Below are 26976 nucleotides of genomic sequence, written 5' to 3' on the forward strand. Positions count from 1 at the left end.
GTAATGCTGCGAGCCGACAGACCACTGGTAAGCCGTGTGCGGGAAATCCGCATGCACGGTTTGAAAGGGGGCGTTGGCTCTCTAACCGGCCTTCGGGCCTTTTTGCGAGCCAACGTCTACCAATGAATACCAACTCCCCTGTCATCGTGCGCGAAGTCGGACTGCGCGACGGCCTGCAAAGCATCGCGCGCACGCTGCCCACCGAACACAAGCTGGAGTGGCTGCGCGGCGCTTATGCGGCCGGCCTGCGCGAGATCGAGGTCGGCTCTTTCGTACCGGCGCGGCTGCTGCCGCAACTGGCCGACACGGCGCAACTGGTGGCCCTTGGAAAAACCCTGCCGGGCTTGCTGACCTCGGTGCTGGTACCCAATCTCAAGGGCGCGCAGGCGGCGCTCGATTCACAGGCCGATCTGATGTTGCTGCCGCTCTCGGCCAGCCATGCCCACAGCCTGGCCAACCTGCACAAGACACCCGACGCGGTGGTGGCCGAGATTGCAAAAATACGCGCGCTGCGTGACAGCAGCGGCGCCAACTGCCTGATCGAAGTAGGCCTCAGCACCGCCTTCGGCTGCACCCTGCAGGGCCGGGTTGAGGAAAGCGAAGTGCTGCGCCTGTTGCAGGCGGCGCTGGACGCCGGTGCCGACCGGGTCGGACTGGCCGATACCGTGGGCTACGCCGATCCGCTACAGGTGTCGCGTTTGTTCGAGAAAGGCTTCAAGCTGGCCGGTGAGCGTCTGGCCTGCGGCCACTTCCACGATACGCGCGGTCTGGGCATGGCCAATGTGTTTGCCGCCTGGCAAGTTGGTGTGCGCCGCTTCGACGCCTGCCTGGCCGGCATCGGCGGCTGCCCGCATGCGCCCGGTGCCAGCGGCAATGTGGTGACGGAAGACCTGGCCTACCTGTTTGCCAGCATGGACGTCGCCACCGGCCTGGACTTCGATGCGCTGATCGCGCTGCGCGCACGCCTGGCACAGTGGCTGATCGGCGAAACCTTGCACGGCACGCTGTGGCGCGCCGGCCTGCCCAAGACCATGAAGGATTTGGTATGAATGCACCCCAACCCCTGAGCGGCCTGCGGGTCGTCGAATTCACCCACATGGTGATGGGCCCCACCTGCGGCATGATGCTGGCCGACCTGGGCGCCGAAGTGATCAAGGTCGAACCGATGGAGGGCGAGGGCACGCGTCGGCTGCTGGGCGCCGGCGCCGGCTTTTTTCCGATGTTCAACCGCAACAAGAAGAGCATCGGAATCGACCTCAAGCTGCCTGCCGGGGCCGCCCTGGCGCGGCGTCTGGCGCTCAGCGCCGACATCGTGATCGAGAACTTCAAACCCGGCACGCTGGTCAAGTTCGGCCTCGATTACGCCGCTCTTTCAGCGCTCAATCCACGTCTCATCTATGTCAGCCACAAGGGTTTTCTCCCAGGCCCCTACGAGCATCGGACGGCGCTCGACGAAGTGGTGCAGATGATGGGCGGGCTGGCCTACATGACCGGGCGTCCGGGCGACCCGCTGCGTGCCGGCACCAGTGTCAACGACATCATGGGCGGGCTGTTTGGCGCCATCGGTGCCTTGGGGGCGTTGATCCAGCGCGGCATTTCGGGCCGCGGCATGGAAGTGCAGTCGGCCCTGTTCGAGAACAACGTGTTCCTGATGGGGCAGCACATGCTGCAGTACGCGGTGACCGGAAAACACCCGCAGCCGATGCCGGCGCGCGACAACCCGTGGGCCGTGTACGACGTGTTCACGGTGAAGGACGGCGAGCAAATCTTCCTGGCCGCGGTCAGCGATGCGCAATTCGCAACCCTGTGCGAGGTGCTGGGCTTCGCCGACCTCAAGGCCGACCCGGCGCTGGCCACCAATAACGACCGCGTGCGGCAACGTCCGCGCTTGCTGGCAACGCTGCGCGAGCGTCTGGCGGACCGCAGCGCGGCCGAACTGGCGGCGCTGTTCGAGCAGGCCGGTTTGCCGTTTGCGCCGATCCGCCGGCCCGAGGACTTGTTCGACGATCCGCATCTGAACGCCACCGGCGGACTGGCCGACGTGGTACTGCCGGACGGCGACAAGGCCGGGCAGACCGTCAAGACCACGCTGTTTCCGATTACGATGGACGGCCAGCGGCTGGCGGTGCGCTTGCAGCCGCCACGCCTGGGTGCCCACACCGATGAACTGCTGCAAGGGCTGGGTTACGCGCCGGCCGAAATCGATCAATTAAAAACCCAGGCCGTGGTGGCCTGAACAAAAGGAGACTCAAACCATGAACTTGACTCAATTGAAACGCCGCGAGTTGCTGATCGGTCTGGCCGCCGGCCTGGCCGCACCGGCCTTCGCGCAGCTCGACAAGGCCATCCGCTTCATCCTGCCCAACGCCACCGGCTCGGGCGTGGACACCATCACGCGCGCCGCGCAGCCGGCGCTAAGCAAGGCCCTGGGCCACGCGGTGGTGGTCGACAACCAGCCCGGCGCCGGCGGCATCGTCGGCTTGCAGGCGCTGGCGCGCTCGCCGGCCGATGGCTTCGCGCTCAGCGTGGTGTCGAACAATGTCGTGATCTTCCCCAGCGTCTACAAGTCGCTGACCTTCGACATGCCGGGCGACTTCACGCCGATCGCGGTAGTCGGTTACACGCCAGTGGTGCTGGTGGTCAACGCCAAGGTGCCGGCCAACAATTCGAAGGAACTGATCGCACTTTTGAAGAGCAAGGGCGGCGACCTGAACTTTGCCTCCGGTGGCAACGGCACCATCCTGCACCTGGCCACCGAAATGTTTCTCGACGAGGCCGGCGTCAAGGCGCACCACATCCCCTACAAAGGGGTGGGGCCGATGCTGACCGACCTGATTGGCGGCCAGGTCCAGTTCGCCACCGCCGCGCTGCCCAGCGTGCAAGCGCACATCAAGTCGGGCGCGCTGCGCGCCATCGGTGTGGCAACTTCGCAGCGCGTCGCCGCCGCGCCCGAAATCCCGACCTTCGTTGAGCAAGGTCTGCCGAATTACGTGGTGGAGGCCTGGTTCGCGGTGCTGGGTCCCAAGGGCTTGCCGTCGGCCGAAGTGCAAAGAGTGCACGCCGCGCTGGTCAGCGCCTTCAACGACCCGGCGGTCAAGGACGCGATGAGCAAGCAGGGCAACGTGATCAACGTCGGGGCGGCGGATCAGGCGATGCAGTTCTTCCGCAGCGAAAAGGCCAAGTACGCCGCTCTGGTGAAGAAAGCCGGCATAGAGCAGCAGTGATTGCCTTTGCCGGGCTGCTGCCGTTCGGCGAGTTGATGAAACGTCGACCATGATGCTGCTTGATGGGCACCATCGCGCAGCGTCTAAAACGGGCTTCTGTCCTTCTCCAGCCCCAGGCGCATCAGCTTCATGCGCAGGCCGACGCGCGTCAGACCGAGTTCGTCGGCGACGTGCGTCTTGTTGCCCTTGTGGCGCCGCATCGCTTCGCGTATCACTTGCGCCTCGACACGTTCCAACTGGTGCTTGAGCAGGCTTGAATCGGTGGCCGCGGCGTCGGCAACGGCCGCCGCCAATGTGGGCGGTCGGCGCAGCCGGGGTGACAGCAGTTCGGCACCCAGGCTGGGGCCATCACCCAGCGCCAGGGCACGGCGCACCTCGTTTTGCAGTTCACGCACATTGCCCGGCCAGACATGGGCCACCAGGCAATTCATGGCTTCTTCCGACATCTGGCGGCCGCTCAGCGCCGAGGTCTTGAGCATCTGCGAAACGATGGGCGCAATGTCCTGCGGCCGCTCGCGCAGCGCCGGCAGATAAAGCGTGATGCCGGCGACCCGGTAGTACAGGTCTTCGCGAAAGCGCCCGCTGGCCACGTCAGCCTCCAGATTGCGATTCGTGGCCGCAATCAGGCGCACGTCCACCGCCACCGGACGCGGGCTGCCGACCGGGCGCACCTCGCCCTCTTGCAGGGCGCGCAGCAGCTTGACCTGAAACGCCGGCGAGGTCTCGCCGATCTCGTCGAGGAACAGGGTGCCGCCATCGGCTTGCTGAAACAGGCCGATGCGCGATTCGGTGGCACCGGTAAAAGCACCGCGCCGGTGGCCGAACAGTTCGCTTTCCAGCAAGGTGTCGGGCATGGCACCGCAGTTTTCCACCACGAAGGGCTGCTCGGCGCGGGTGCTGGCGTAGTGGATGGCGCGCGCCAGCAACTCCTTGCCGGTGCCCGATTCGCCGGTGATCAGGACCGACAGGTCGTGGCCGGAAATCTTCTCGGCCAGGGCGCAGACCGCGTTCAAGGGGCTGTCCGCGGCGCGTGTCAGGCGGTCGAAACCGGCCTGGCTTTTGGCCTTCAGACGCAGGTTCGCCACCCGTTGTGAAAGCTGCTCCGGGCTGGCCCGCAATTCCAGCGTCAGGCGCTGGTTTTCCTGCTGCAAGCGCCACAATTCGGCGGCACTTTGCAGGGTTAGCAGCAACTGGTCGGGGTGCCAGGGTTTGAGCAGGTATTGCCAGATGCCGGCTTCATTGATGCCGGCGATGATGTCCTGGGCATCGGTATGCCCCGACAGGATCAGGCGCACCGTGTTGGGCCAGCGGGCACGCACGCTGCGCAGGAACTCGACGCCGGAAGTCCCCGGCATGCGCTGATCCGACAGCACGATCTGGACGTACTCGCCCTCCATCACGCCCAGGCCTTCTTCCGCCGAGATCGCCGTGAAAATGGTGAAGTGGTCTTCCAGCGTGCGGCGCAAGGTCTCCAGCGAGCGCTGTTCGTCGTCGACCACCAGTACCGACAGGGGCGTGCGGGTGGTCATGACCCCCTCCAACCCAGATCCCGATGGCGCGCCAGATGGCGCGGCGTCCACGAGGCCGGCGACTTGTGCACGAAATGATGGCGCGCGATATGGTAGCTGGGATCAAAGCCATAAAAATTGCGTCGCATGTGGCTTAGTTCCTCTTCACGGTAAGCGGCCAAGGGTTTGACTGCTTCATCGCGTTCACGCGCCTCGCGTTTGGCGGCAATCCGTAATGCCAGGTCGGGTGCCGCCGCCAGCGCCGCCGCGCGCCGTGCCACCTCGCTGTGGAACGCAGTCGCGTCGCCACTCAGGCAGGCATCGGTAAAGCCGATCTCCAGTGCGCGCTGCGCCGTCAACGGCTGCCGGTTGCGCATGATGGCGCTGGCCGCGTCCAGGCCGACCCGGCGCGGCAGCAGGTAGGTCCAGTACTCGGAACCGTACAGGTTGCCCATGTTCTTGTAGTGCGGATTGAGCAGCACGGTCTCACGGGTCCAGACCAGGTCGCAGGCGCGCGCCAGAAAGCAACCGCCGGCACCGCTGTTGCCGCCCAGCGCCGCCACCGTGATGTGCTGCTGGGTGTTGATCAACTCCAGTGCCAGATCGTTCATGGCATTGATGTTGCGCCAGGATTCGTCGGCCGCCGAGCCCTGGCCCAGGCTGGCGGCCTCGATCACATTCAAGTGAATGCCGTTGGACCAGAAATCGCCGCCGCCCATCAGCAGCAGAACCTGGGTCGGCCGCTGCCTGGCCCAGCGCACCGCATAGCGCAGGCGTTCGCATTGCGTCGTCGACATGGCGCCGTTGTAGAACTCGAAATGCAGGAAGCCGACCGCACCCTGCTCAGCGTAGGCAATGTCCTGCCAGGTGGCGGCGTCGCTGCGCCAGTAACTCTCCAGCGGCAGCTCAGGCAGGGCCAGGGCCTCGCGCTGGAACGCCAGGCTGGCCGGCAGCTTGATGCTGTTGTTTCTTTTGACATGGCCGATCCAGACCGCGCCGTCCACCGTGGCGCGCAGCAAGGCGGTTTCGCGACGTCCAAGCAAGGTGCCGGCGGCACCGCGCAGGGTCGCTTCGGGCCAGGCATCGAACAACTGGCAGGGCTCACCGAACAGGCTGTCCGCCAGGCCCGGAAAGCCATCGGCCGCGTGCATCTTGCGCAGCACCGTGGCGCTGTCGTCACGCTCCCAATTCAGGCTGCAGTCGCTCTGCTTCATCAGGGGCCTCAAGCGCCCGCGCGGCGCCGTAAAAGTCGCCAGTGCCTGCGGCACAAAGTTGCCTGAGGCAAAGCGCTGCACCGCTTGCAGCACCGCGGTCGTTGCCGCCTGCGTTACCTCGTTGCGGTAGAGGCTGGACTTCTTGACAGCGCGCATGGGAAAACTGGCGCTGGCCCAGACCGGCCCGGCGTCCATTTCAGCCTCGGCCTGCAACACCGTGACACCCCATTCGGTCTGACCTTCCTGAATCGCCCAGTCCAGCGCCGAGGGTCCGCGGTCGCCCACTATGCCGGGGTGAACGATCAGGCAGACGTGGCGCGACCAGATCGCCGGCGCAATGGCGCGGCGCAGGTAGGGCGCCACAATCAGATCCGGCGCAAACAGCGCCACCGCTTCCTCGGTAACGCTGTCGGCGATATCGAACTCGACCGAGATATCGTGCCCGCGCTGGCGCAGTTCAGCCGCCAGACGCTGGGTCAGGCTGTTGAAGGCGTGGGTCAGCAGCAGGATGCGCATGCTTAGGTTGGCCCGGCAAGGCAATCTGCCACGACGGCATGGGTCAGGTAGGCCGGCTTTTTGAATTTCAGCTTCATGCGTTTGACGCGGGCGTGGCCGTCTGCGCAGTGAGCAGGCGACGTGCTTCTGCCACGCAGTGCCCCGCAGCCGTTACCAGCACAGGCACAAAAGCGTGACCACTGCGCAGGGCACTTGTCAGCACGGCCAGATCTTCAATGTATTCATGCACCATCTGATTTCTAAGGCGGCGTATTTCCATCCAGACATCGGCAGACTCGACAAAGCCAAATTTTTCAGCCTTGTCCAAGTTATCGATGGCCGGGCCTGGTGTTTCCGCCAACGCCGTGAGCAAGGCAGGCAGTAGTTTGTCGCCTACGGTGTCCTGCAGTCTGCCAAAGCGCGAAACAAAGGCATCCAGACGCTCGGCCAGAACGGGGTCCGATTCAATTTTCTGTGCTTCTTCAATGGTGAACGGCTTGCCGAACAAACGTCCGTCCGTATCAAGCAAATGCTGACACTCCTTGTCTGTCACACGCGCCAGGAATTCAAGGCGAGCAGTTTGGGATGGCGTGATTCTCATAAGCGTATGCCTTCTGCAAGAGCGATGGAGTGAATCGGCAAAAACTTCAAATTGGGGGCTTTGATCAGCACGTCCACCTTGCGGCCATACATCGCGCGCGACACTTGCGCTGCCAGTCGGGCAGAGAGTTGCGCCGGTTCAGCCACTGCCTCGTCCAATTCCAACAGCAGGTCCACGTCGCCGCCCCGCGCATCATCGCGCACGCGCGAACCAAATAGCCAGATCCGCGCAGCATCGCCCGCAAGCTGGGATACACCCTTGCGAATAGCGACGATCTGTTCAGGGGTAATACGCATGGGTCCATATTATGCGGAACCTTGACCGACTACGGTAACGGGTACAACTGTCAGGCCAACCCCGTCCCGTCAGCAAATGCGCGGCAGTTGGTCGCCGGCCAGCCAGTCGACGATGCGCCGGCCGCCAAAAGCGGTGGTCAGTTGCACAAAATGATGCGGGTCGGCCATCACCTGGCCGATCTGGGCGGCGTCCTGGCCCAGTGGATGGGCGCGCATGGCGGCCAGCAGGAGTGGCGCATCGGCGCTGGCGCAGATGGCGATCAGCTTGCCCTCGTTGGCGACATTGAGCGGGTCCAGGCCCAGCAATTCGCAGGCGGCAGCCACCACCGGTTTCACCGCAATGGCCTTCTCCTGCAGCATCATGCCGACGCCGGACTGCCCGGCAATTTCGTTCAGCGTGGCCGCCAGTCCACCGCGGGTCGGGTCGCGCAGGCAGCGGATATCGGCCTTGGTCCCCAGCATCCGGGCAATCAGGCCATTGAGTGCGGCGCTGTCGGAAACAATGGGGGCCTCGAACGACAGGTTTTCGCGCTTGCTCATGATCGCCACACCGTGATCACCGATGGAGCCCGACAGCAGCACCGCATCGCCGGGCCGCGCCCGGCTGCCGCCCAGCTCCAGGCCGTCGGGCAGGACACCGACCGCCGTGGTGTTGATGAAAACACCGTCGCCTTTGCCGCGCTCCACCACCTTGGTGTCGCCGGTCACCACCGGCACGCCAGCGGCGCGTGCGGCCCGTGCCATCGATTCGACGATTCGCGCCAGGTCGCTCAAGGCAAAACCTTCTTCCAGAATGAATCCTGCCGCCAGGTACAGGGGCGTGGCACCCATCACCGCCACGTCGTTGACGGTGCCATGCACCGACAGGCTGCCAATGTCGCCGCCGGGAAAAAACAGCGGGGAAACGACGTGGCTATCGGTCGACATCACCAGCCGCGCCGGCTTGCCATCGAGCATGGGCGCCGGCAGCACGGCGCCGTCGTTGCCCTGGCCCAGGTACTGGTTGCCCAGATGCCGCGTGAACAGCTCGGCGATCAGTTGCACCATGGCGCGACCGCCCGAGCCATGGGTCAGATCAACGCGACCGTGTTTCAAATCGAGCGGGCGCACGTAGCCTCTTTTGACTTCAGCCATCAGTTCATGTCCTTGTAGCGTCCGTAACTGTAATGCGCGGCACAGGCACCCTCGCTGCTGACCATGCAGGAGCCGATCGGATTTTCCGGCGTGCAGACGGTGCCGAAGATCTTGCAGTCCTGCGGCCGCTTGACGCCGCGCAAAATGGCGCCGCATTCGCAGGCCTTGTTGTCCGGCACCGATCGGTACTCAAGATGGAAGCGCTGTTCGGCGTCGAAGACAGCGTACTTTTCTCGAATCTTCAGCGCTGAATACGGTACCACCGAGAGCCCGCGCCACTCGAATTCACGGCGCAGTTCGAACACCTCGGCGACCCGGTCCTGGGCTTTCAGGTTGCCGTCGCGCGTGACGGCGCGGGCGAACTCGTTTTCGACCTCGGCGCGGCCCTCGTTGACCTGGCGCACCAGCATCAAAACCGCTTGCATCACGTCCAGCGGCTCGAAGCCGGCGATCACCACCGGCTTGCGGTATTCCTCGGCAAAAAATTCGTAGGGCCGGCTGCCGATCACGGTGGAGACGTGGGCCGGACCGATGAAACCGTCGATCGGCACGGTGCCCCACTGGCGCACCTCGGGCGATTCCAGAATCTGGCTGATCGCCGCCGGCGTCAGAACATGGCAGCACAGCACACTGAAGTTGGCCAACTGCTCCTGCTGCGCCTGCTGGATCGCCAATGCCGTCGGTGGCGTCGTGGTCTCGAAACCGATGGCAAAAAATACCACTTCGCGTTGTGGGTTGTCGCGCGCGATTTGCAGCGCGTCCAGCGTCGAGTAGACCATGCGAATGTCGCCGCCGCGGGCTTTCGCTTTCATCAGAGACAAACCGTCGGACGCGGGCACGCGCAAGGTATCGCCGTAAGTGCAGAGAATCACACCACGCGTCAGCGCCAGATTGATCGCCATGTCGATGCGTCCGATCGGCAATACGCAGACCGGGCAGCCGGGGCCATGCACCATGCGCACATTCCGCGGCAGCAGATCCGAGAGGCCGTAGCGCGAGATGGCGTGGGTATGGCCGCCGCAAAATTCCATGAAACTGTAGCTTCGCTCGCTCGCCACTGTTGCCGCAATCTTGTCGGCCAAAGTGCGGGCCACCGCGCCATCGCGGAATTCGTCGATGTATTTCACAGCGCCGCGGCCTTGGTTTCTTGCAGCTCGGAAAACAACGCCAGCGTTTTTTCGGCTTCTTGGGGGTCCAGTTTGGACAGGGCGTAGCCGACATGCAGGATCACGTAGTCGCCGACCTGGACGCCGTCCAATAGCGCCAGTGAAATCTCTTTCTGCACGCCACCCAGATCGACCAGCGCCCAGTCGCCGGCCGGACCGGCGCCGACTGCCATCACTTTGACCGGGAGTGCCAGACACATTTCACTGCTCCAAAGAATTGATTGCGACCCAGGCTTGCCCAACGGCGATGCTGGCGTCGCCCGGTGACAAACGCCGGGGCGCCAATACCTGCAAACCTTGCTGTTCCAGATTCTGCCGCAGTCCGGACGATAACAGGGAGTTCAGAAAGCAGCCGCCGCCCCAGGCCAGAATGGTGAGGTCACTGGCCCGCGCGGTCCGCATGACCCAGTCGGCCAGAGCAGCCACCAGCGTGGCGTGAAAGCGAGCTGCCGCCAGATCGACATCCGGCGCGCCATCCAGCGCCGCCAGCAGCGCCCGCAGATCGAGTTGGCCATCGGGGTTGACGTTCCAGCCGCCGGCCATGGGAGCTGGCCAGCCATGCCGCTCCATGTGGCGAGTCGCCGCCTGCTCCAGAAAAATGGCGGCCAGGGCCTCGTACTTCATGTGCGAACAAAGGCCTAGCAAACCGGCGGCGGCGTCGAAGACACGGCCCATGCTGGAACTGCGCGGACAGTTGAAGCCGCGTGCCAGCATGCCCGCGACGATGCCGGCACCAGTCTCCTGAAAACGCCCCTCGATCTGGGCGTTGCGGCCCAGCTCATGCAGCACCGCCGCCGCCATGCGCCAGGGTTCGCGTGCCGCCTTGTCGCCGCCCGGCAGGGGCAGCGGCCGCAGATGGCCCAGGCGTTCGAAGCGCGCACCATCGACCCGCAACAGTTCGCCGCCCCAGGCTGTGCCGTCCGATCCCAGGCCGACGCCGTCCAGCGCCAGGCCCAGCACCGGGCCGCGCCGGCCGTGCTCGGCGCAGACGGCAGCGATATGGGCGTGGTGGTGCTGCACCGCGAGGGTTGGTAAGCCATGCTGCTCGGCAAACGCGATCGCGGCGCGCGTGCTGTAGTCGTCCGGGTGCAGATCGTGGGCGACGAGGGCGGGCTTGACTTCCAGCAGGGTCAGCATGCGTTCCACCGTTTCGTCCAGAAAGGAGCATGTCGCTGCATTGTCCAGATCGCCGATATGTGGCGAGGCAAACGCCTGATCGTCCCGGCTCACGCACACGCAGTTCTTCAGGTGCGCACCAAAGGCCAGCACCGAGGGGCCGGCCTGCGGCAGGCGGATGGCGCTGGGCGCGTAGCCCCGGCTGCGCCGGATGAACTGGGCGCCGGCTCCCAGCGGCCGCAGCACGCTGTCGTCGCAGCGCGCCGCAATGTCGCGGTCGTGGTCCAGCAGGGCGTCGGCGATGCCGGCCAGTCGTATCCGGGCCTCGACGCCATCGCGCACGATCGGTTCGCCGCCGGGATTGGCGCTGGTCATCACCAGCACCAGTTCCTGCGGCGCCGTCAGCCAGATGGTGCCCACTGGGCGACCGGCCGCTTCGTGGAACAGCAAAAAGTGGATCGGCGTGGTCGGCAGCATGACACCCAATTCGAGCAGACCGGGCGCCACGCCGGGCAAGACCGCGTCGCAAGAGGTCGGCGTGCGCAGCAGCACGACCGGGCGCTCACGGCTCTCCAGCAAGCCGCGCTCGGCAGTCGAAATCCTGGCGTAGGGCGCCAGACTTTCCACGTTGGCGCTCATCACGGCAAACGGCTTTTCTTCGCGGTTCTTGCGCAGCCGCAGGCGCGCCACAGCTTCTGCGTTGCGGGCGTCACAGGCCAGATGAAAGCCGCCCAGCCCTTTGATGGCGACGATGGCGCCGCCGCGCAGCAGGTCCAGAGTCACGGCAATGGGATCGCCTTCGAAATGGTGGCCTTGCGCATCGCGCAGCGAAAGCTGCGGGCCACAGGCCGGGCAGCAGGTCGTCTCGGCATGAAAGCGCCGGTCGGCGGCGGTGGTGTATTCGCGCTCGCAGTCCGGGCACAAGGGGAAGGGCGCCAGACTGGTTTGCGGTCGGTCGTAGGGCAGGGTGCGGGTCACCGTGTAGCGCGGACCGCAGTGGGTGCAGGTGATGAAGCCGTGGCGCCAACGCCGATCGGTTGGATCGAACAACTCGGCCAAACAATCCGGGCAAACCGCCACGTCAGGACCGATGGCGGTGGCCAAGCGCCCCTTGACGCTGGCCACGATGCTGAACCCGCAGGTGCCGGTGGTTGCGGCGTCCTCAGAGTGCACTTGGTCCACGCGTGCCAGCGCCGGCGCATCGCTGCGCAGGCGCTCCAGCAAGGCGGCCATTTGCACGGCGCTGCCTTGGGCAAAAATTTCGACACCCCGGGCGTCGTTGCGGACCCAGCCGCTGAGTTGGAGTTCCTGCGCCAAACGCCAGACGAAAGGTCGAAAGCCGACCCCCTGGACGATGCCGCTGACCCTTATTCGGCGCGCAATCAAAGTCAAGGCAGTGGTCAGCTCAGGGGTTGTTGCAAGCGGGCTTCCAGTTCGGCAATCCGCTGCTTCAGACCGGCCACCGTTTCCTGTTTGGCGGCCCGTGCGCCGGCTACCCCTTGGCGCAGATAGTCGACCCACTCCGGCATGCCTTCGCCACTGCTGGCAGAGAGCTGGATGACACGAATTTGCGGATTCACCCGGCGCGCATAAGCGATGGCCGCCGCCACGTCAAAATCCAGATGCGGCAGCAGGTCGATCTTGTTCAGCAGCATCAGGCTGGCGGCGCGAAACATGTCGGGGTATTTGAGTGGTTTGTCTTCGCCCTCGGTGACCGACAGAATGACCACCTTGTGCGCCTCGCCCAGATCGAAAGCCGCCGGACACACCAGATTGCCCACGTTTTCTATCATCAGCAGGCCATCCTCCGGTAAGTCCAGTTGTTCCATGGCATGCCCCACCATGTGGGCGTCCAGATGGCAGCCTTTGCCGGTGTTGATCTGGATGGCGGGGGCGCCGGTGGCGCGGATACGCTCAGCGTCGTGCGTGGTTTGCTGATCGCCTTCGATGACCGCCACCGGCTGGCCCTCCAGCAGCGTGATGGTTTTGCACAGCAAGGTGGTTTTGCCGGAGCCGGGGCTGGAAACCAGATTCAAGGCAAAGATGCCGCGCTCCATCAGACGTTTGCGGTTCTGCTGGGCGTAGGCATTGTTCTTGGCCAGAATATCTAGTTCGATCTGCACCATGCGTTTGCTGCTGGTACCCGGGGCGTGCGAATGCTCGCCGGTGGCCTCGTGCGGGTGTTCGTGGGCATGCGGGTGCTCATGGGCCAGCTCGTCCGAGTGCTCGTGCCCATGCCCATGACTGTGCCTGCTACCGTCGGCATGCACATGATCGTGCTCATGGTGGGAGTGCGGACCCTCGATTTTCACTTCGCCGGCGCCGCAGCCGCAGGTGGTACACATTGGATTTCCTTTTCAAGTTGAGGACAGAGCTGGCTCGCTTTGCGTAGCTGCGGTCTGTCCCGCAAAAATCTTACGTTACTTCCAGTTCCTTCAGCCGCATTTCAGTGCCACCCGTCACCTGCATCTGGTAGCCGCCGCAATGCGGACACTCGCCAAAGACTTCTTTCATCGGGACCGTCAGCGCGCACGCCATGCACCAGCCGCTGCCCGGCAGCGCAATGATCTCCAGTCGGGCACCTTGCGCGATGCTGTCGCGCGTCACGGCATCAAAGCAGAATTTCATGGCCTCCACCTCGACGCCCGAGAGCTGTCCGATTTCCAGCCAGACGGTACTGACTTTGGAAAATTCCTGCTGCCGTGCCGCATCCTCTATCAGCTGCAGCACCCCTTCAGCGAGCGACATTTCATGCATTCAATTCAGCCTGCGCAAGGATTGTTAACGCCAAGCTTAGCGCAAAGCGAAAAAACGCCGGCGCGAGAGCGAGGGCTGGTCAGCCACTTTCTTTTCACCGGGCAGCGTCGCGGACGCTTTTCGGTCCGTCAGCAAACCGATCAACGCTGCGCGGGCTGTCATGCTGGCCTCAGCCTGGGCGGGGAACTGGTCCATCGGTGAAAACAGCGAACAACTCTGGAACTCGCCCAGTTCCACTTCGACGCTGCCCAGGAAGGCGAAATCGCCGGCCGGGAATTTGACGAAACGCCGCTTGTTCTCACCGGTCGAGACCCATGTTTGCGCGCTGCCGGGCAGCAGCAGCAGGCTCATGCACCAGGGGGTCACGAGCATGCCCAGCCAATGCCCTTGCCAGCGCTGAAAATCGATCGCTTCCACGGCCAGCGCCGAGTTCAGAAGCGGCACGTCCGCCATGCGTTCTTGCTGGATGCGAAAGAAGGCCTGCTCTACCGCCTCAGCCGGATTGTGCTGGTGAATGCGAAAACTCATCGGACTGCCTTTTCACCCCAGCTGCGGGCATCGGCACCTTCGGCCATCAGCTTTTCCATCAAGGCCAAAGACTCCAGTGCCCGCTCGGGGGCAATGCGCTCGAAGGCAAAACCACCAGCCTGTATCAGCAGGTAATCGCCGACTTTGATTTCTTCATCGAGCAGCAGCAGGCTGACCTCGCGGCGTTGGCCAAAGCACTCGGTGAGCGCCATGCCGGCACCAACTTCAAGCACACGCGAAGGGGCGGCCAGACACATCTCAACAGACCTTTGCCGGCAGCGCTTCCAGCAGATAGCCGCGCGCAAGCAGTTCGGCCACCGCCATATCGACCAGCCGTGGAACTTTTTCGGCTACCGTGGCGGTCATTTCCATGCCCAGTGCCAGCGAAATCGGCTCAACCCCCAGCACGACAATTTCTTTGGGCATGCTGTCCAGCAGCTCCAGGCTGGCCAGCACATCCGGCAAGCCAATCTGGTGCGGGGATAATTTGTGGCGGAAGAAAACCGGAATTTCGTCGCCGGCGATCTTCACCACGGTACCCGGCGCCGCACCGGTTTTGACGACGTCGATGACGATCAGAAAATCGAGGTTGGAGAGGTCTTCTATCATCTCCATGCCGGAGGTGCCGCCGTCGATGACTTGCACGTTGGCGGGAACCTGGTAAGTCTGTTCCAGCAGTTCGACGGCGCGCACACCCGCCGCCTCATCGGTCAGGATGGTGTTGCCGATACCCAGAACAACTGCACGCATAAAGCAATACCCAGTCAAAGAAAAGGGTCGGCGCCAGCTCGCCGACCCCTTGATAGTAAGCCCTTTGGCAGCTAAACCGCCTTGATCGAGATGGCAGTATGGCTGTCCTTGTCCGTCAGGTGGATGGCGCAAGCAATGCAGGGGTCGAAGGAGTGGATGGTGCGCAACACCTCCAGCGGCTTTTCCGGGTCTGCAATGGGGGTGCCCATCAGGGATGCCTCGTACGGTCCCGGTTCGTCCTTCTCGTTTCGCGGGCAGGCATTCCAGGTCGAGGGCACCACGCACTGGTAGTTCTTGATCTTGCCGTCGGCTATCACCACCCAGTGCGACAGCGCACCGCGCGGCGCCTCGTGGAAACCAACCCCCATCACCTCGTCCTTGGGAAACACCGGCTTGTTGAAAGTGGCCAGATCGCCTTTGCCCATGTTGGTCAGCAAGGCGGTCCATTGGTCGGCCAGCGTATCGACATTGACGCAGCAGGCGATGGCGCGTGCCGCATGCCGGCCGATGGTGGAGTGCATGGCGCCCAAGCCAATCTTGGTCTTTGCCAACGCCGAGACGGTATCGAGTGCCGCGGTGGCGTACTTGGTGGTCGGCGCGTGGCCGGCCGCCAGGCCGTTCAAGACCCGGGCCAGCGGGCCAACCTGGGCCGGCTTGCCGTAGAAGGTGGGCGACTTCAGCCAGGAGTACTTGGCGTCGTCCTTGAAATCGGTGTACTTGGGCAGCGTTTCGCCCTTGTAGGGGTGCAGGGGGCCGGCCTTGTTGTCGCTGTACCAGGAGTGCTTGACCGCCTCTTCCACGCCCTTGATCCAGTACTCGTCGTTGAACGAACTGATGGCTTTGCGCTTGGACAGGTCGCCGCCGTCGATGTAGCCACCGGGGAAGGCAAATTGCGTTCCCTTGGTATCGAGCGGAATGTCCGGCACCGACAGGTAGTTGGTGACGCCTTTGCCGATGGTGGTCCACTCGGGATAGAAAGCGCCAACTGCCGCCACGTCGATCAGGTACACGTTCTTGACGAAATCGGCCAGTTCATCGATCCAGCCCTTGATCGCCATCAGCCGTTCCACCGTCAGCACCGCCTGCGAGTCGGTGGCCAGTGGATTGGCGACGCCGCCCACCGCCACGTTCTGGATGTGCGGCGTTTTGGATCCCAGAATGGAGACGATCTTGTTCGCCTTGCGCTGGACTTCCAGCGCTTGCAGGTAGTGTGCCACCGCCAGCAGGTTGACCTCGGGCGACAGCTTCATGGCCGGATGGCCCCAGTAGCCGTTGGTGAAAATGCCCAGCTGGCCGCCATTGACAAAATGCTTCAGCCGCTCGTGCACGCGCCGCATCTCGTGCTTGCTGTTGAGATGCCAACTGGAGAGACTCTCACCCAGGATGGAGGTCTTGTCCGGATCGGCTTTCAGCGCTGATGTGACGTCGACCCAGTCGAGCGCCGACAGGTGGTAGAAATGGACAATGCAGTCGTGCACCGAGTGCGCCAGGATGATCAGGTTGCGGATGTACTGCGCGTTCAGCGGGATCTCCATCTTCAGCGCATTTTCCACCGCGCGCACCGAGGTGATGGCGTGCACCGTGGTGCAGACGCCGCAGATGCGCTGCGTGATGGCCCAGGCGTCGCGTGGGTCGCGTCCCAGCAGGATCAGTTCCACGCCGCGCCACATCTGGCCCGACGACCAGGCTTTTTGCACCTTGCCGCCGTCGATATCGACGTCGATCCGCAGGTGGCCCTCGATGCGGGTGATCGGATCAATGGTTATACGTTTGGACATTTCTAGTCTCCATCTTTATTTAATTGGCCGGCGCTGGGTTTTCCCGCGGCAGTACCGGGAAACGACGCGTGATGATGATGTAACCGAGTACCTCCATCGCGAACATTCCGACCGTCACCAGCACTTCCGTCAGCGAGGGGAAATAAGTCCAGCCGGAGCCGGTGAAATGACCGTAACCGATGAGGAAGCCATTGAGCCGCAACAAGATGCCACCCATCATGATGGCGATGCCGGCCAGAAACAGGCGTGCCGGATTGCGCCGCGCTTCGACGCTGCCGATCAGGAAGAAAGGCGCGATGAAGCAAAGATTCTCGACCCAGAAAGCGAGCGCCGCGAAGCTCGGTTTGAAGGCCGCGCCAAACGCCCCGCGCAGCAGCAAATCGCCGACCCGCACCACCAGGTAAACCGCCAGCACGCCCAGCATGATTTTGGCCATCGGGTTCAGCAGGTGCATTTCGATCTTGCGCCGGTAGCTGGAGGCCGCGACGCAGGATTCGAACAGCACCACCCCGTAGCCGATGATGATCGCCGTGAGCAGGTAGATCAGCGGTACCACGGGGGTTTGCCAGAGCGGATTGACCTGCCCGCCCATCACCACCAGCATGGTGCCCAGCGAGGCCTGGTGCATCATCGGCAGAACAATGCCCAAGGCGATGAAGAAGAAGAGCAGTTTGTTGAGCTTCTTCTTCACGTCATGCAGTCCCAGTTTTTCCAGGAAAACCGGCGAAAACTCGATCCACATCACCAGGATGTAGAGCGTGACGCAGGCCGCCACCTCGAACATCACCGAATTGGCGTTGACGTAGCCGGGCCAGAAAATGTGCCAGAAGTTCCACCAGCGACCGAGATCGACGAAGATCCCGCCTCCGGCCAGGGTATAGCCGAACAGGCTGCCCAGCAGCGCCGGTCGCACCAGGGGGTGGTACTGGCCCTTGTTGAAGATATAGACCAGCAAGGCGACCGAGAAGCCGCCGCAGGCCAGCGCCGAGCCTATCATCACGTCGACCACCACCCAGATGCCCCAGGAGTAGCCGTCATTGATGTTGGCGACCGCGCCCAGGCCAAAAACGAAGCGCACCAGCAGGATGGCCGCCATGATGGCAATCAGGATGCCGCAGACCAGGGTTGCGGCATTGATCAGGCTGCCGCCGACCGGTGCCGGTTTTGTGTGTTGCTGCTGGGCCATGGTCATTTCTCCCCGCTTGCGTTGGCCGCAGAATCGTCCTCGTCATGGACGTTTTTCTTGGCGATGAAACTGAGTGCGCCCAGCACCACCAGCGGCATGACGAGGCCGCCGTAGAGCGTGTGCTGTATCGTCTCGGAGGTTGCGGCCGACGATTTGGGCGGCAGATCGGGCATGCCTACCTTCTCGAACGTCACCGCGGAGAGCTTGAGCACCTGGGTGCCGCCGTACTCGGTTTCGCCGTACACATGCGGCAGGTAGTTGCCGACGGCTGCCTCGTAACTCTGGTCCGGTCCGCCAATCTTGCCGCGCGGATAGCGCGTCAGGCTGCCGGGTTTGAGCGCAATGCGGCGCTTCGCCTCGGCCAGCAGGTCGGTGGTTTTGCCATACAGCGTGGCGCCGGTCGGGCAGACCTCGGCACAGGCCGAGTAATGACCGTCCTTGTATCGATGGCGGCACAACTCGCATTTGCCGATCTTGCCGGTGGGTGAGTCGTACTGGTATTTGGGAATGCCGAAGGGACAGGCAACCACGCAGTAGCGGCAGCCGACGCAGGCACTGGCTTCGTAGGCGACGATGCCGGTGACCGGGTCTTTCGTCATGGCCGATACCGGGCAGGCCGAAACGCAGGACGGATCGGCGCAATGCATGCAGGACGTCTTCATGAAGGCGAAGCCGTTGACCTCGGCGTCCTTCGTTTCCATCGTGCCGTTGCGGTACATCTTGATCAGGTTGAAGGTGTAGCCGGAGGTATCCAGCGGCGTGTCCCACAGATGGTCCGCGGTGGAAAACTCGGGCGGGTTGCCATTGGCTTCCTTGCAGGCCGCAACGCAGGCCTTGCAGCCTATGCACAGCGTGGCGTCGTACAGCAAGCCAAGCCCTTCGGCCGGTCGACTGAGGGTGTCCCTGGCGCAGGCAGGTTGCGAAACAACCGCCGCAGTCATTGCGGCGCTGCCTGCGAGAACCCCTTTGAGGAAATCGCGACGAGAGTCCATGATTAAACCCGCGCCTTGTCTTTGGGCTGGCTCCCGGTTTTGGCGCGTTCGGCTTCTTCCGCCGCATGTGACAAGCCAAGGTTGCGCGTCAGCATGACGGCAGCGCCGGCGGCGGCTCCGGCCAATGCCGCGAGGGCGGCGGCCGAGGCAAATGAAGCGCCCTTGCCTTGCTCCTCCACGATCCGTGCATATTGCGCTGGCGGCGCCACGTTGGCCATCTTGGCAAGTTGGTGGATCGGCTTGGTGAAGCCGACCCCTTTTTCCGTGCAGCCGATACACGGGTGGCCGCAACCGACCGGCCAGTTGTTCTCGCCGGCATCGCCAAAGCCCAGGGTGGGGCAGTTGGCGTAGGTTTCCGGCCCCTTGCAGCCCAGTTTGTAGAGGCAATAGCCTTGCCGATGTCCGGCGTCGCCAAACTCCATCGCAAAGCGACCGGCATCGAAGTGCGCGCGGCGTTCGCAGTTTTCGTGAATCAGCCTGGAGTAGGCAAATTTGGGGCGTCCCAGTTTGTCGACATCGGGCAGCTTGCCGAAGGTCAGGAAGTGGACCACGGTGGCCAGGAAGTTGTAGGGGTTGGGCGGACAGCCGGGGATCGTTGCCACCGGCTTGCCCAGGATTTCGGCCACGCTCGATGCGCCGGACGGGTTGGGTCCGGTGGACGGCATGCCGCCCCAGGAGGCGCAGGAGCCGATGGCAATCACCGCTGCCGCGTCGGCGGCGCATTCCTTGAGCAGATCGATGGCCGTCTGACCGCCAATCTTGCAATAGATGCCGTTCTCCTTGACCGGAATGGCGCCTTCGACCACCAGCACGTATTTGCCTTTGTTGGCTTTCATGGCGTCCTTGCGCGCCGCTTCGGCTTGATGCCCGGCGGCCGCCATCAAGGTCTCGTGGTAGTCGAGCGAAATGACATCCAGAATCAGCTTCTCCAGCGTCGGATGCTCGGCCCGCAACAGCGATTCTGTGCAGCCGGTGCATTCCTGAAAGTGCAGCCAGATGACGGAGGGCCGCTTGGCCGATTCGATGGCTTTGGCGACCGCGGCGTCGGCCCCCTTGGACAGTCCCATGGTGACCGCCAGGGTGGCGCAAAACTGGAGGTAGTCGCGTCTGGACATGCCAAGGCGCTGTTCCACGCCCTGCAAAGCCTCGCGACCGAGGTTGAAAATGTCGTGCATGTCGCCCATGTTGTCTCCTTCTAGAACCAGGTCTCGTCCGGACCGGATGAAGGACTAAAAGCAAATTGCGCGCCACCTTGCGTTGGTGGCTTGCGATGTCGTTAATTCAAGGACTTGCGCGTGCTGCGGCGCAATATTTCAGACTTCAAGCGGTTACTTGATAATCGGTTTGCTAACCGGCTTGTGAATCGGTCGAAGGCTGCCCGCTATCGCCAGGGCTTGATTCTCTGGCGTTTAATCGAGGGCCGGTGCAGGCATGGTTCTTGTATGGCGATGGCCTGTGCTGTACCACTTGCTAACCTGATCTGAGGAATTGCCCATGGAATTGCCGAGCGACTGGATTGGCCTGCTGACCCTGGTGTTTGTGTTGGGTGCCAAACACGGTCTGGATGCCGACCACCTGGCGACCATCGACGGCTTGACCCGCTACAACTTGCGGCAGGCGCCGGCGCGGGCGCGTTGGTGCGGATCGCTGTTCTCGCTGGGTCATGGTTCCATCGTCATGCTGATTGCGCTGGCTGTCGGCATTGCGGCTAGCCGCTGGCAGGTGCCGGGATGGATGGAGGATGTCGGCACCTGGATCTCGATTGGCTTTCTCAGCTTGCTGGGATTGCTCAATCTGCGCGCCGTCCTGCTGAGCCCTGCGGATGCCGTGGTGGCGCCGGTTGGCCTCAAGAGCGGCTTGCTGGCACGTCTGCAGTCGGCCTCCCATCCCCTGGCGATTGCCGCGGTGGGGGCCTTGTTTGCCTTGTCGTTCGACACCATGAGCCAGGCCGCGTTGTTTGCCGTCACCGCCACACAGCACGGCGGTTTGGCGCATGCTCTGGCCCTGGGCCTGGTCTTTACCGCCGGCATGCTGGCGATGGACGGCATCAACGGCTTGTGGATCGCACGCCTGCTGAGCAAGGCGGATCAGCGGGCCCGGATTGCCTCGCGGCTGATGGGTCTGATGGTTGCCATCATCAGCCTGGCGGTGGCCGCCTTCGGCTTGGCACGCTGGTTGCACGCTGACCTCGGGCTCTGGTACGCGGGCAAGGAGGTAGAGGTCGGAATCAGCGTGATTGTGCTGCTGGCCCTGAGTTTCCTTGGCGCCCGCTGGCTGGCCCGAGCGCCGGCGGTGGCGCAGCTGCCGCCTTGAGCTGAGGCAACCTGTCAACCCCACCATCCGGACCTCGCGCCTCAGGCATCAATACCAAGTAATAGCCGGTTGTCGGTTTCAAAGTGGTGAGCTGGAATTACCAGATTGGTGCTGGCCGGACCGACCTTGAAGACGCGGCCGGCAAGGTCGTACCTGGAGGCATGGCAGGGGCACAGGAAGCCGCTATCGCCCTGTAGCGCCGGCGTGCAGCCCTGGTGCGTACAGAGTCCCAGCGCAACAAAGATGTCGGGTCGCAGCGAGCGCTGCCGGTTGCGACAGGGGGGCGGTTGCAAGGACTGCCGGGATTCGGGATCGGCCAGTGCGTTTTCGTGGACTGCCAGTGCGGCGATCTGCGCGGCCGAGCGGCGCAGCACCCAGACCGGCAAACCGCGCCACTCCACGGTCAGCAGTTTGCCTTCGGGCAAAGCGTCAAGCTCCACGGCAAGAGGTGAGCCCTGCGGGTAGGAATCGAACATGCCGCGCTGCTGCCACAGTAGCGCCGCCCCGCCTGCCACGGCCCCAGCACCGGCCACCAGCATGATGTGGCGGCGACCAACGGTGCCCAGGGTCATGGTGGCCAAGTCCTCATGCCAACCATCTTACCTTGCCCGCTTTACACTCGGCCGCAGCATTCACGCATCCTTATGAAACCTCTTGTGCACCTGTTGGTTCTTGTTTTTTTGACGCTGGCGTTCAATGCCCAGGCCACTGACTATCGCATCCGGCATCTTGAACCCGAATCCTGGTGGGTTGGCATGCGAGAAGGGCAACTTCAGTTGATGGTGCATGGCGAACGGATCGCGGACTTGACGCCCAGTTTGAGTTATCCAGGGGTGACGCTCAAAGACGTCATTCGCGTGGTCAACCAAAACTATTTGTTCATTGACCTGGAGATCGGCGATGCGGCGCCGGCCGGCGAATTGGTCCTTCAGTTCAAGCAACAAAATGAAACGGTCCTCAGTTACCGCTACCGGCTCAACGCCAGACCGGACCATTCCGCGCAGAGACAAGGATTCAATTCCTCGGATGCCATTTATCTGATCTCGCCGGACCGCTTTGCCAACGGAAATCCGGATAACGACAGCCTTGCCGGGCTGAAGGAAAAGGCCGACAGAAGGAATTCTTCAGGTCGCCATGGCGGAGATCTCCAGGGCATCGGCGAGCATCTCGACTACATCGCGAAAATGGGGTTTACCCAGATCTGGCCAACGCCCCTGATGGAAAACGATCAGCCCCGCACTTCCTACCATGGCTACGCCGCCACCAATCTGTACCAGGTGGATGCCCGTTTCAGCAGCAACCAGGATTACCGGAATCTGGTCGCCAAGGCCAAAGCCAAAAACCTCGGCTTCATTCAGGACGTGGTGCTCAACCACATCGGCTCTGGGCACTGGTGGATGAAGGACTTGCCGACTGCCGACTGGTTGAATTTTCAGGACCAACCTGTCATTACGAATCACAAGAGGACCACCCTTCAGGACCCGCACGCAGCGGCCGTGGATCGCCAGAAATTTTCCGATGGCTGGTTCACGCCAGAGATGCCCGATCTGAACCAGCGCAATCCCCTGCTGGCCAACTACCTGATACAAAACAGCCTCTGGTGGATCGAGTACGCGGGACTGTCGGGCCTGCGCACCGATACCTACTCCTACTCCGACCCGGCTTTCCTGACAAGGTGGTCGGCCCGCATCATGAAGGAGTATCCCAGTTTCAACATTGTGGGGGAAGAATGGAGTTCCAATCCGGCCATCGTTTCGTACTGGCAGCGCGGCAAGGTCAACCCTGATCATTACCTTTCGTCGACTCCCAGCATGATGGATTTTCCGGTTTTCGAGGCTTTGCGTCAGGGGCTGTTAAGCGACGACAAAGACGGCAGCGGGTTCGACAAGTTGTACTTGGCTATCGCCAACGATTTTCTCTATCCCGATGCCGGGAATCTGGTGATTTTCGAGGGCAATCACGACACCAGCCGGATCTTCTCCGAGTTGGGGCAAGACTATCGGCTGTACCAGATGGCCATGGTTTATCTGGCCACCATGCGCGGCATTCCGCAATTCTTTTACGGTACCGAAATACTGATGGCCAGCCCCAGGCAACGCGACGATGGCAAGGTACGGGCCGATTTTCCGGGTGGCTGGCCAGGTGACGCGGTCGATGCATTTTCCGGACGCGGGCTGGGCCCGCGGCAAAAAGCCGCGCAGGCGTTCCTGCGCCGGCTGCTGAACTGGAGAAAGACTGCCAGCGTGGTACACCACGGCAAGCTGATGCATTTCGCACCGGAGCATGGCAGCTACGTCTATTTTCGTTACCAGGAAGACAAGAAGGTGATGGTGGCGTTCAATAAAAACCTGACCCCGATCACACTGGACACGTCACGCTTTCGCGAAATGTTGACACCCCAGGCGAGCGCCACCGACGTCCTCTCGGGGCGGCGCCTTTCGCTGGCAAAGTCGCTGACTCTGGCGCCCCGCTCGGTGCTGCTGCTGGAAGTCGATCGGTAGCCCGTTACGAACAAGTTCTGAATCCGCGCCCGCCACCGGCGACAGGGCAGTGCTATCAACGGCTGTGGGATGTCAAGTGGGCCAGTGCCCCGGCGGCACTGACCCCCGGGCTGGAGCCTCGGGTGGCCGGCGTTGTCGGTCGTGTCTCGTCGAGTGCGGCGGTCGCCGCATTGCCCAGCAGCGGCAAGTTATGGGCACCGCGCCGCAGGCTGACACCCACCACCAGTATGTCTATCATCAGCAGATGCAGGATGCGGCTGATCATGGGGACCTGCGTTGCGGTGTCCTCGACATGGTCAACGATCAGTGCCAGATCGGCTTTGCGCGCCAACGGCGATTGGCTGGCGGTGATGGCGATCACGGTGGCGCCACGCTCATGGGCTTTTTCCACAACGTCGAGCAACTCGTCAACCCGACCGCTGCTGCTGATGACAACGGCCACCACTTCCGGGCGCAGCAGTTTGGCGGCCAGCACCTGCAACCGCGGGGCGGTGTAGGAGACGGACGAAACGCCCATGCGCAGGAACTTGAACTGGGCATCGTCCGCGACCACGCTGTAATGGCCGACGGCATAGAACTCGACGCGTTGCGCGGCGCTGATCAACTGGATGGCGCGGTCGATGGTTTCGCGATTCAGATGGTCGCGTACCTGCAGGATGGCGGACGCCGTGTTGCCCAGCACCTTGACACCCAGCTCCAGCATGCTGTCTTCGCCGGTGACCTGGGTGTGCGTGATCGGCATGGTTCCGGTCAGGCCGGAAGCCAGCCGCAATTTGAAGTCCGACAAACCTTCGCAGCCCAGCGAACGGCAAAAACGGATCACGGTCGGTTGGCTGACCTCGGCGGCGCGGGCGATCTGGGCAATCGGGTCGTTCAGCGTGGAACGGGGGTGGGCCAGGATGTGGTCCGCCACGCGCTGTTCCGCCGGCGAGAGATTGTTGCGGGCGCGGTGGATCTGGCTCAGAATGGCCGAACCCTGGGCCGAGTCCAGGCTTCGCAACTGGGCCGCCAGGATGACCGAGGCGCCCAGCAAGGTGGCGTCAACGGCGGTGATGACAAAGGTCGGGATGCCCTTCATGTAGTTGGTGAAACGGCCTTTGTCTTCGAAGCGCTGGCGAAAAATCGAGCTATCGAAGTAGCTGCCCAGGCGCGGCACGATGCCACCACCGATATAGATGCCGCCGAAGGCGCCTTGCGTCACCGCCAGATTCGCCGCCGCCGTGCCCAGCATGGCGCAAAAAGCATCGATCACTTCCACGCACACCGGGTCGCTTCGGTCGATCGCGCGTTGTGTAATGTCGGGCGCGCTCAAGGCCTCGCCGCCGCGGCCGGCGCGCTCGGCCAGCGCGCGGTAGATCAGTTCGATGCCGGGGCCCGACACCAGCCGTTCGAACGAAACGTGCGGGTGGTAGCGCCAGGCGTATTGAAGAATTGCCAACTCGCGCTCATCGCGCGGTGAAAAGCTGGTGTGTCCGCCTTCCGTGCCCAGCGCGACCCAGCCGTCGTTGGCCGGAATCAGGCCCGACACGCCCAAGCCGCTACCGGCACCAATCAAGCCGACCACGCTGCGGCTCAGGGCGGTACCGCCGCCGATCTGGCGCCGCTGGTGCGGCAACAGACTGGGCAGCGCCATCGCCAGTGCCGTGAAGTCATTGACCACCACCAGGTTGTCCAGTTGCAGGCGCTCGCGCATCTGTTCGATGGAGAACTGCCAGTGGTAGTTGGTCATCCGGACTTCATCGCCCGATACCGGGTTGGCAATCGCCACGGCGGCGTTCTTGATGTCGGCGAAGGAGGTGCCGGAGAGTCCCGCCAGATAGGCTGTTACGGCCGCGTGGAAGTCGACATGGTCGGCGCAGCGCAAAGAGACCGAGTGCTCAAAAACGCCCGGTGCAACTTCGAGTGTGAAGCGCGCATAGGTGCCGCCGATGTCGGCCAGTAGTCGCGGGTTGTCGTAAAGCGTCATTGACATGGTAGTAATCCGTCGCGGACAGGCTGAAGGTCGGTCCTGCAAGGCCGCAGTTTAGGCGGTTTGACAGAAGGTTCCCGCGCAACAGCTTAGCGGATAAGTTCCTATCCCGCCGGCAGCAGGTCCAAGGCCCGTGAGGCGCCAATCAGGGCTGGTGTCGAGGCGGTGATGATCCAGCTCGGAATTGCACTCAAGTAATCTTTGAAGCGCCCTTTTTCCTCGAAGCGCCGGCGAAACAGGGTGGCATCGAAAGCTTCGCCCAGCAGCGGCACGATGCCGCCGCCAATGTAGAGACCGCCACGCGCACCCAGTGTCAGGGTCAGATTGCCGGCCACATTGCCGAGAAAACTGGTGAAGAACTCTGCCGTCTTCACACAGTCTTGATCGCTGCCGGCAATGGCGGCAGCGGTGACTTCGGCCGGGCTCAGACTCTGCGCCACCCGACCATCGAGTTCGCACACGGCACGGTACAGGTCGACCAGGCCGGGGCCGGACAGCACGCGTTCGGCGCTGACGTGGCCAAATCGCGCGCGCAGCAGTGCCAACACGGCAAACTCCTGATCGTCAACGACTGGCAAAGTAGCATGCCCGCCTTCGCCGCTCAAGGCGCAGCATTGTCCCATGTCGGTCGTTATCAAGCCCGAGACGCCCAGCCCGGTGCCGGGCCCGATCAGGGCGATGGGGGCGCCAGCAACCGCCGCGCCGGCGCCAATCGGGCGCAAGTCGGACGGCCCCAGCGCCGGCAGGCTCATGGCCAGCGCGGTGAAATCATTGATCACCAGACAGCGGCGCAGGCCCAGCGCCTGCTTGAACTGGGCAATCGAAAACACCCAGGAGTTGTTGGTCATGCTGACCAGATCGCCGGTGACGGCAGTGGCAATTCCGATGCCGGCGCACTGCGGGCGCGCATGGCCCGTCGCCGCCAGGTAATTGGTGGCGGAGTCGTAAAGGGATGCGCTGGCCTGGCACGGCAGCACGGAAATGTCCTGCAACGGCGCGCCGGCCGCTTCCTGCCAGGCCCAGCGGGCATTGGTGCCGCCAATATCGCCCAGCAATCTGGGGTAGCACTGATCTATATTCAATTTAGATTCACTCCAGCTTGAAATTAAATTCCTGAGTAGCGACGACCTCGGCGCCATCGGAGATGCACTTGTACTGAAGCATAGCGGCCTTGACGGCAGCATGAAAAACCCTTGGCCCGGACAGGATGGTGACCTCCTGGATAACCCCGCCCTTGATGCGGATCTGCGCCTTCACGACGCCCTCGGTGCCCTCCTGCATCGCCTTGCGCGGCATCTCCGGCTGCACCTGGGTCGGACAGGCGACCCCGATGTCGTTGCGGTTGGGCGCGGGCTTGGCTGGCGGCGCGGGCGGCGGTGGCGGTGCAATCACCGCCGGCGCCTTGGGCACCACCGCGGTCGACATGATGGACGGCGCGGTGGATGAGA

At 63.2% G+C, this 26976-nt stretch carries 25 protein-coding genes and 1 pseudogene; 5 read left to right on the plus strand and 21 right to left on the minus strand.

What is annotated here, in order from left to right; genetic code table 11:
• Nucleotides 1-122 precede the first annotated feature (122 nt).
• The 3 genes from PHS32_RS21435 to PHS32_RS21445 are packed head-to-tail and all read left to right on the plus strand — an operon-like array spanning nt 123 to nt 3224.
• Complete coding sequence (locus PHS32_RS21435) at nt 123-1049, plus strand: hydroxymethylglutaryl-CoA lyase (protein WP_301081420.1); 927 nt, start codon at nt 123-125, stop codon at nt 1047-1049.
• A complete protein-coding gene (locus PHS32_RS21440; RefSeq protein WP_301081423.1) occupies nt 1046-2236 on the plus strand; it encodes a CaiB/BaiF CoA-transferase family protein in 1191 nt (396 codons plus the stop codon). Before PHS32_RS21435 ends, PHS32_RS21440 begins: the two co-directional genes overlap by 4 nt.
• Nucleotides 2237-2255: 19 nt before the next feature.
• Entirely contained in the window at nt 2256-3224 is a 969-nt protein-coding gene (locus PHS32_RS21445; protein WP_301081426.1) for a tripartite tricarboxylate transporter substrate binding protein, read from the plus strand.
• Nucleotides 3225-3307: 83 nt separating this feature from the next.
• Here PHS32_RS21445 and PHS32_RS21450 read toward each other — a convergent pair whose 3' ends face one another.
• The 17 genes from PHS32_RS21450 to PHS32_RS21530 all read right to left on the minus strand — a co-directional run bounded on the left by PHS32_RS21450 (nt 3308) and on the right by PHS32_RS21530 (nt 19929).
• A complete protein-coding gene (locus PHS32_RS21450) occupies nt 3308-4753 on the minus strand; it encodes a sigma-54 dependent transcriptional regulator (protein WP_301081428.1) in 1446 nt (481 codons plus the stop codon).
• Nucleotides 4750-6462 (minus strand): hydrogenase maturation protein, encoded by a 1713-nt coding sequence (locus tag PHS32_RS21455; protein ID WP_301081431.1) that lies wholly within the window; start codon nt 6460-6462, stop codon nt 4750-4752. The genes PHS32_RS21450 and PHS32_RS21455 overlap by 4 nt, the downstream gene beginning before the upstream one ends.
• A gap of 73 nt (nt 6463-6535) precedes the next feature.
• The gene (locus PHS32_RS21460; RefSeq protein ID WP_301081433.1) at nt 6536-7042 is read right to left on the minus strand and encodes a hypothetical protein; all 507 of its coding nucleotides are present in this window, start codon (nt 7040-7042) and stop codon (nt 6536-6538) included.
• Nucleotides 7039-7338: a nucleotidyltransferase domain-containing protein gene (locus PHS32_RS21465; protein ID WP_301081435.1), complete on the minus strand. Its 300-nt coding sequence runs from the start codon at nt 7336-7338 to the stop codon at nt 7039-7041. The genes PHS32_RS21460 and PHS32_RS21465 overlap by 4 nt, the downstream gene beginning before the upstream one ends.
• A gap of 69 nt (nt 7339-7407) precedes the next feature.
• The gene (gene hypE / locus PHS32_RS21470; protein ID WP_301081437.1) at nt 7408-8472 is read right to left on the minus strand and encodes a hydrogenase expression/formation protein HypE; all 1065 of its coding nucleotides are present in this window, start codon (nt 8470-8472) and stop codon (nt 7408-7410) included.
• Entirely contained in the window at nt 8472-9599 is a 1128-nt protein-coding gene (hypD, locus tag PHS32_RS21475) for a hydrogenase formation protein HypD (protein WP_301081439.1), read from the minus strand. The genes hypE and hypD overlap by 1 nt, the downstream gene beginning before the upstream one ends.
• Complete coding sequence (locus tag PHS32_RS21480; RefSeq protein ID WP_301081441.1) at nt 9596-9838, minus strand: HypC/HybG/HupF family hydrogenase formation chaperone; 243 nt, start codon at nt 9836-9838, stop codon at nt 9596-9598. The genes hypD and PHS32_RS21480 overlap by 4 nt, the downstream gene beginning before the upstream one ends.
• A gap of 1 nt (nt 9839) precedes the next feature.
• On the minus strand, nt 9840-12146 hold the full coding sequence (hypF, locus tag PHS32_RS21485) for a carbamoyltransferase HypF (RefSeq protein ID WP_301081443.1): 2307 nt from the start codon (nt 12144-12146) through the stop codon (nt 9840-9842).
• Between the two features lie 8 nt (nt 12147-12154).
• Nucleotides 12155-13099 carry a hydrogenase nickel incorporation protein HypB gene (gene hypB / locus PHS32_RS21490; RefSeq protein WP_301081445.1) on the minus strand — a complete coding sequence of 315 codons (945 nt, stop codon included), beginning with the start codon at nt 13097-13099 and terminating at the stop codon, nt 12155-12157.
• 70 nt (nt 13100-13169) lie between these two features.
• Nucleotides 13170-13502 (minus strand): hydrogenase maturation nickel metallochaperone HypA, encoded by a 333-nt coding sequence (gene hypA / locus PHS32_RS21495; RefSeq protein ID WP_301081447.1) that lies wholly within the window; start codon nt 13500-13502, stop codon nt 13170-13172.
• A 45-nt stretch (nt 13503-13547) separates the two neighbouring features.
• Nucleotides 13548-14039 (minus strand): [NiFe]-hydrogenase assembly chaperone HybE, encoded by a 492-nt coding sequence (gene hybE, locus PHS32_RS21500; RefSeq protein ID WP_301081448.1) that lies wholly within the window; start codon nt 14037-14039, stop codon nt 13548-13550.
• Nucleotides 14036-14296 (minus strand): HypC/HybG/HupF family hydrogenase formation chaperone, encoded by a 261-nt coding sequence (locus tag PHS32_RS21505; RefSeq protein ID WP_301081449.1) that lies wholly within the window; start codon nt 14294-14296, stop codon nt 14036-14038. The genes hybE and PHS32_RS21505 overlap by 4 nt, the downstream gene beginning before the upstream one ends.
• 1 nt (nt 14297) lies before the next feature.
• On the minus strand, nt 14298-14789 hold the full coding sequence (locus PHS32_RS21510) for a HyaD/HybD family hydrogenase maturation endopeptidase (protein WP_301081450.1): 492 nt from the start codon (nt 14787-14789) through the stop codon (nt 14298-14300).
• A 71-nt stretch (nt 14790-14860) separates the two neighbouring features.
• Nucleotides 14861-16567 (minus strand): nickel-dependent hydrogenase large subunit, encoded by a 1707-nt coding sequence (locus tag PHS32_RS21515; protein WP_301081451.1) that lies wholly within the window; start codon nt 16565-16567, stop codon nt 14861-14863.
• A gap of 19 nt (nt 16568-16586) precedes the next feature.
• Nucleotides 16587-17753: a Ni/Fe-hydrogenase cytochrome b subunit gene (gene hybB / locus PHS32_RS21520; protein WP_301081452.1), complete on the minus strand. Its 1167-nt coding sequence runs from the start codon at nt 17751-17753 to the stop codon at nt 16587-16589.
• Nucleotides 17754-17755: 2 nt separating this feature from the next.
• The gene (gene hybA, locus PHS32_RS21525; protein ID WP_301081453.1) at nt 17756-18745 is read right to left on the minus strand and encodes a hydrogenase 2 operon protein HybA; all 990 of its coding nucleotides are present in this window, start codon (nt 18743-18745) and stop codon (nt 17756-17758) included.
• Nucleotides 18746-18747: 2 nt separating this feature from the next.
• On the minus strand, nt 18748-19929 hold the full coding sequence (locus PHS32_RS21530) for a hydrogenase small subunit (RefSeq protein WP_301081454.1): 1182 nt from the start codon (nt 19927-19929) through the stop codon (nt 18748-18750).
• A 310-nt stretch (nt 19930-20239) separates the two neighbouring features.
• On the opposite strand from PHS32_RS21530, the gene PHS32_RS21535 reads away from it, so the two are divergent.
• A complete protein-coding gene (locus PHS32_RS21535) occupies nt 20240-21058 on the plus strand; it encodes a nickel transporter (RefSeq protein ID WP_301081456.1) in 819 nt (272 codons plus the stop codon).
• A gap of 41 nt (nt 21059-21099) precedes the next feature.
• Here the strand turns inward: PHS32_RS21535 and petA are convergent, their stop codons facing one another.
• Complete coding sequence (gene petA / locus PHS32_RS21540; RefSeq protein WP_301081457.1) at nt 21100-21630, minus strand: ubiquinol-cytochrome c reductase iron-sulfur subunit; 531 nt, start codon at nt 21628-21630, stop codon at nt 21100-21102.
• 72 nt (nt 21631-21702) lie between these two features.
• Between petA and PHS32_RS21545 the strand changes: the two genes are divergently transcribed.
• A complete protein-coding gene (locus PHS32_RS21545; protein ID WP_301081458.1) occupies nt 21703-23559 on the plus strand; it encodes a glycoside hydrolase family 13 protein in 1857 nt (618 codons plus the stop codon).
• A 55-nt stretch (nt 23560-23614) separates the two neighbouring features.
• Here PHS32_RS21545 and PHS32_RS21550 read toward each other — a convergent pair whose 3' ends face one another.
• The 3 genes and pseudogenes from PHS32_RS21550 to PHS32_RS21560 form a co-directional block, all read right to left on the minus strand.
• Complete coding sequence (locus PHS32_RS21550) at nt 23615-25531, minus strand: glucokinase (protein WP_301081459.1); 1917 nt, start codon at nt 25529-25531, stop codon at nt 23615-23617.
• Between the two features lie 101 nt (nt 25532-25632).
• Nucleotides 25633-26610 (minus strand): glucokinase, encoded by a 978-nt coding sequence (gene glk / locus PHS32_RS21555; protein WP_301081460.1) that lies wholly within the window; start codon nt 26608-26610, stop codon nt 25633-25635.
• A gap of 7 nt (nt 26611-26617) precedes the next feature.
• Nucleotides 26618-26976 (minus strand): annotated as a pseudogene (locus PHS32_RS21560) (energy transducer TonB); the annotation flags it as partial.

This window comes from Rhodoferax sp. (assembly GCF_028714215.1).
Taxonomy (GTDB): domain Bacteria; phylum Pseudomonadota; class Gammaproteobacteria; order Burkholderiales; family Burkholderiaceae_C; genus Rhodoferax.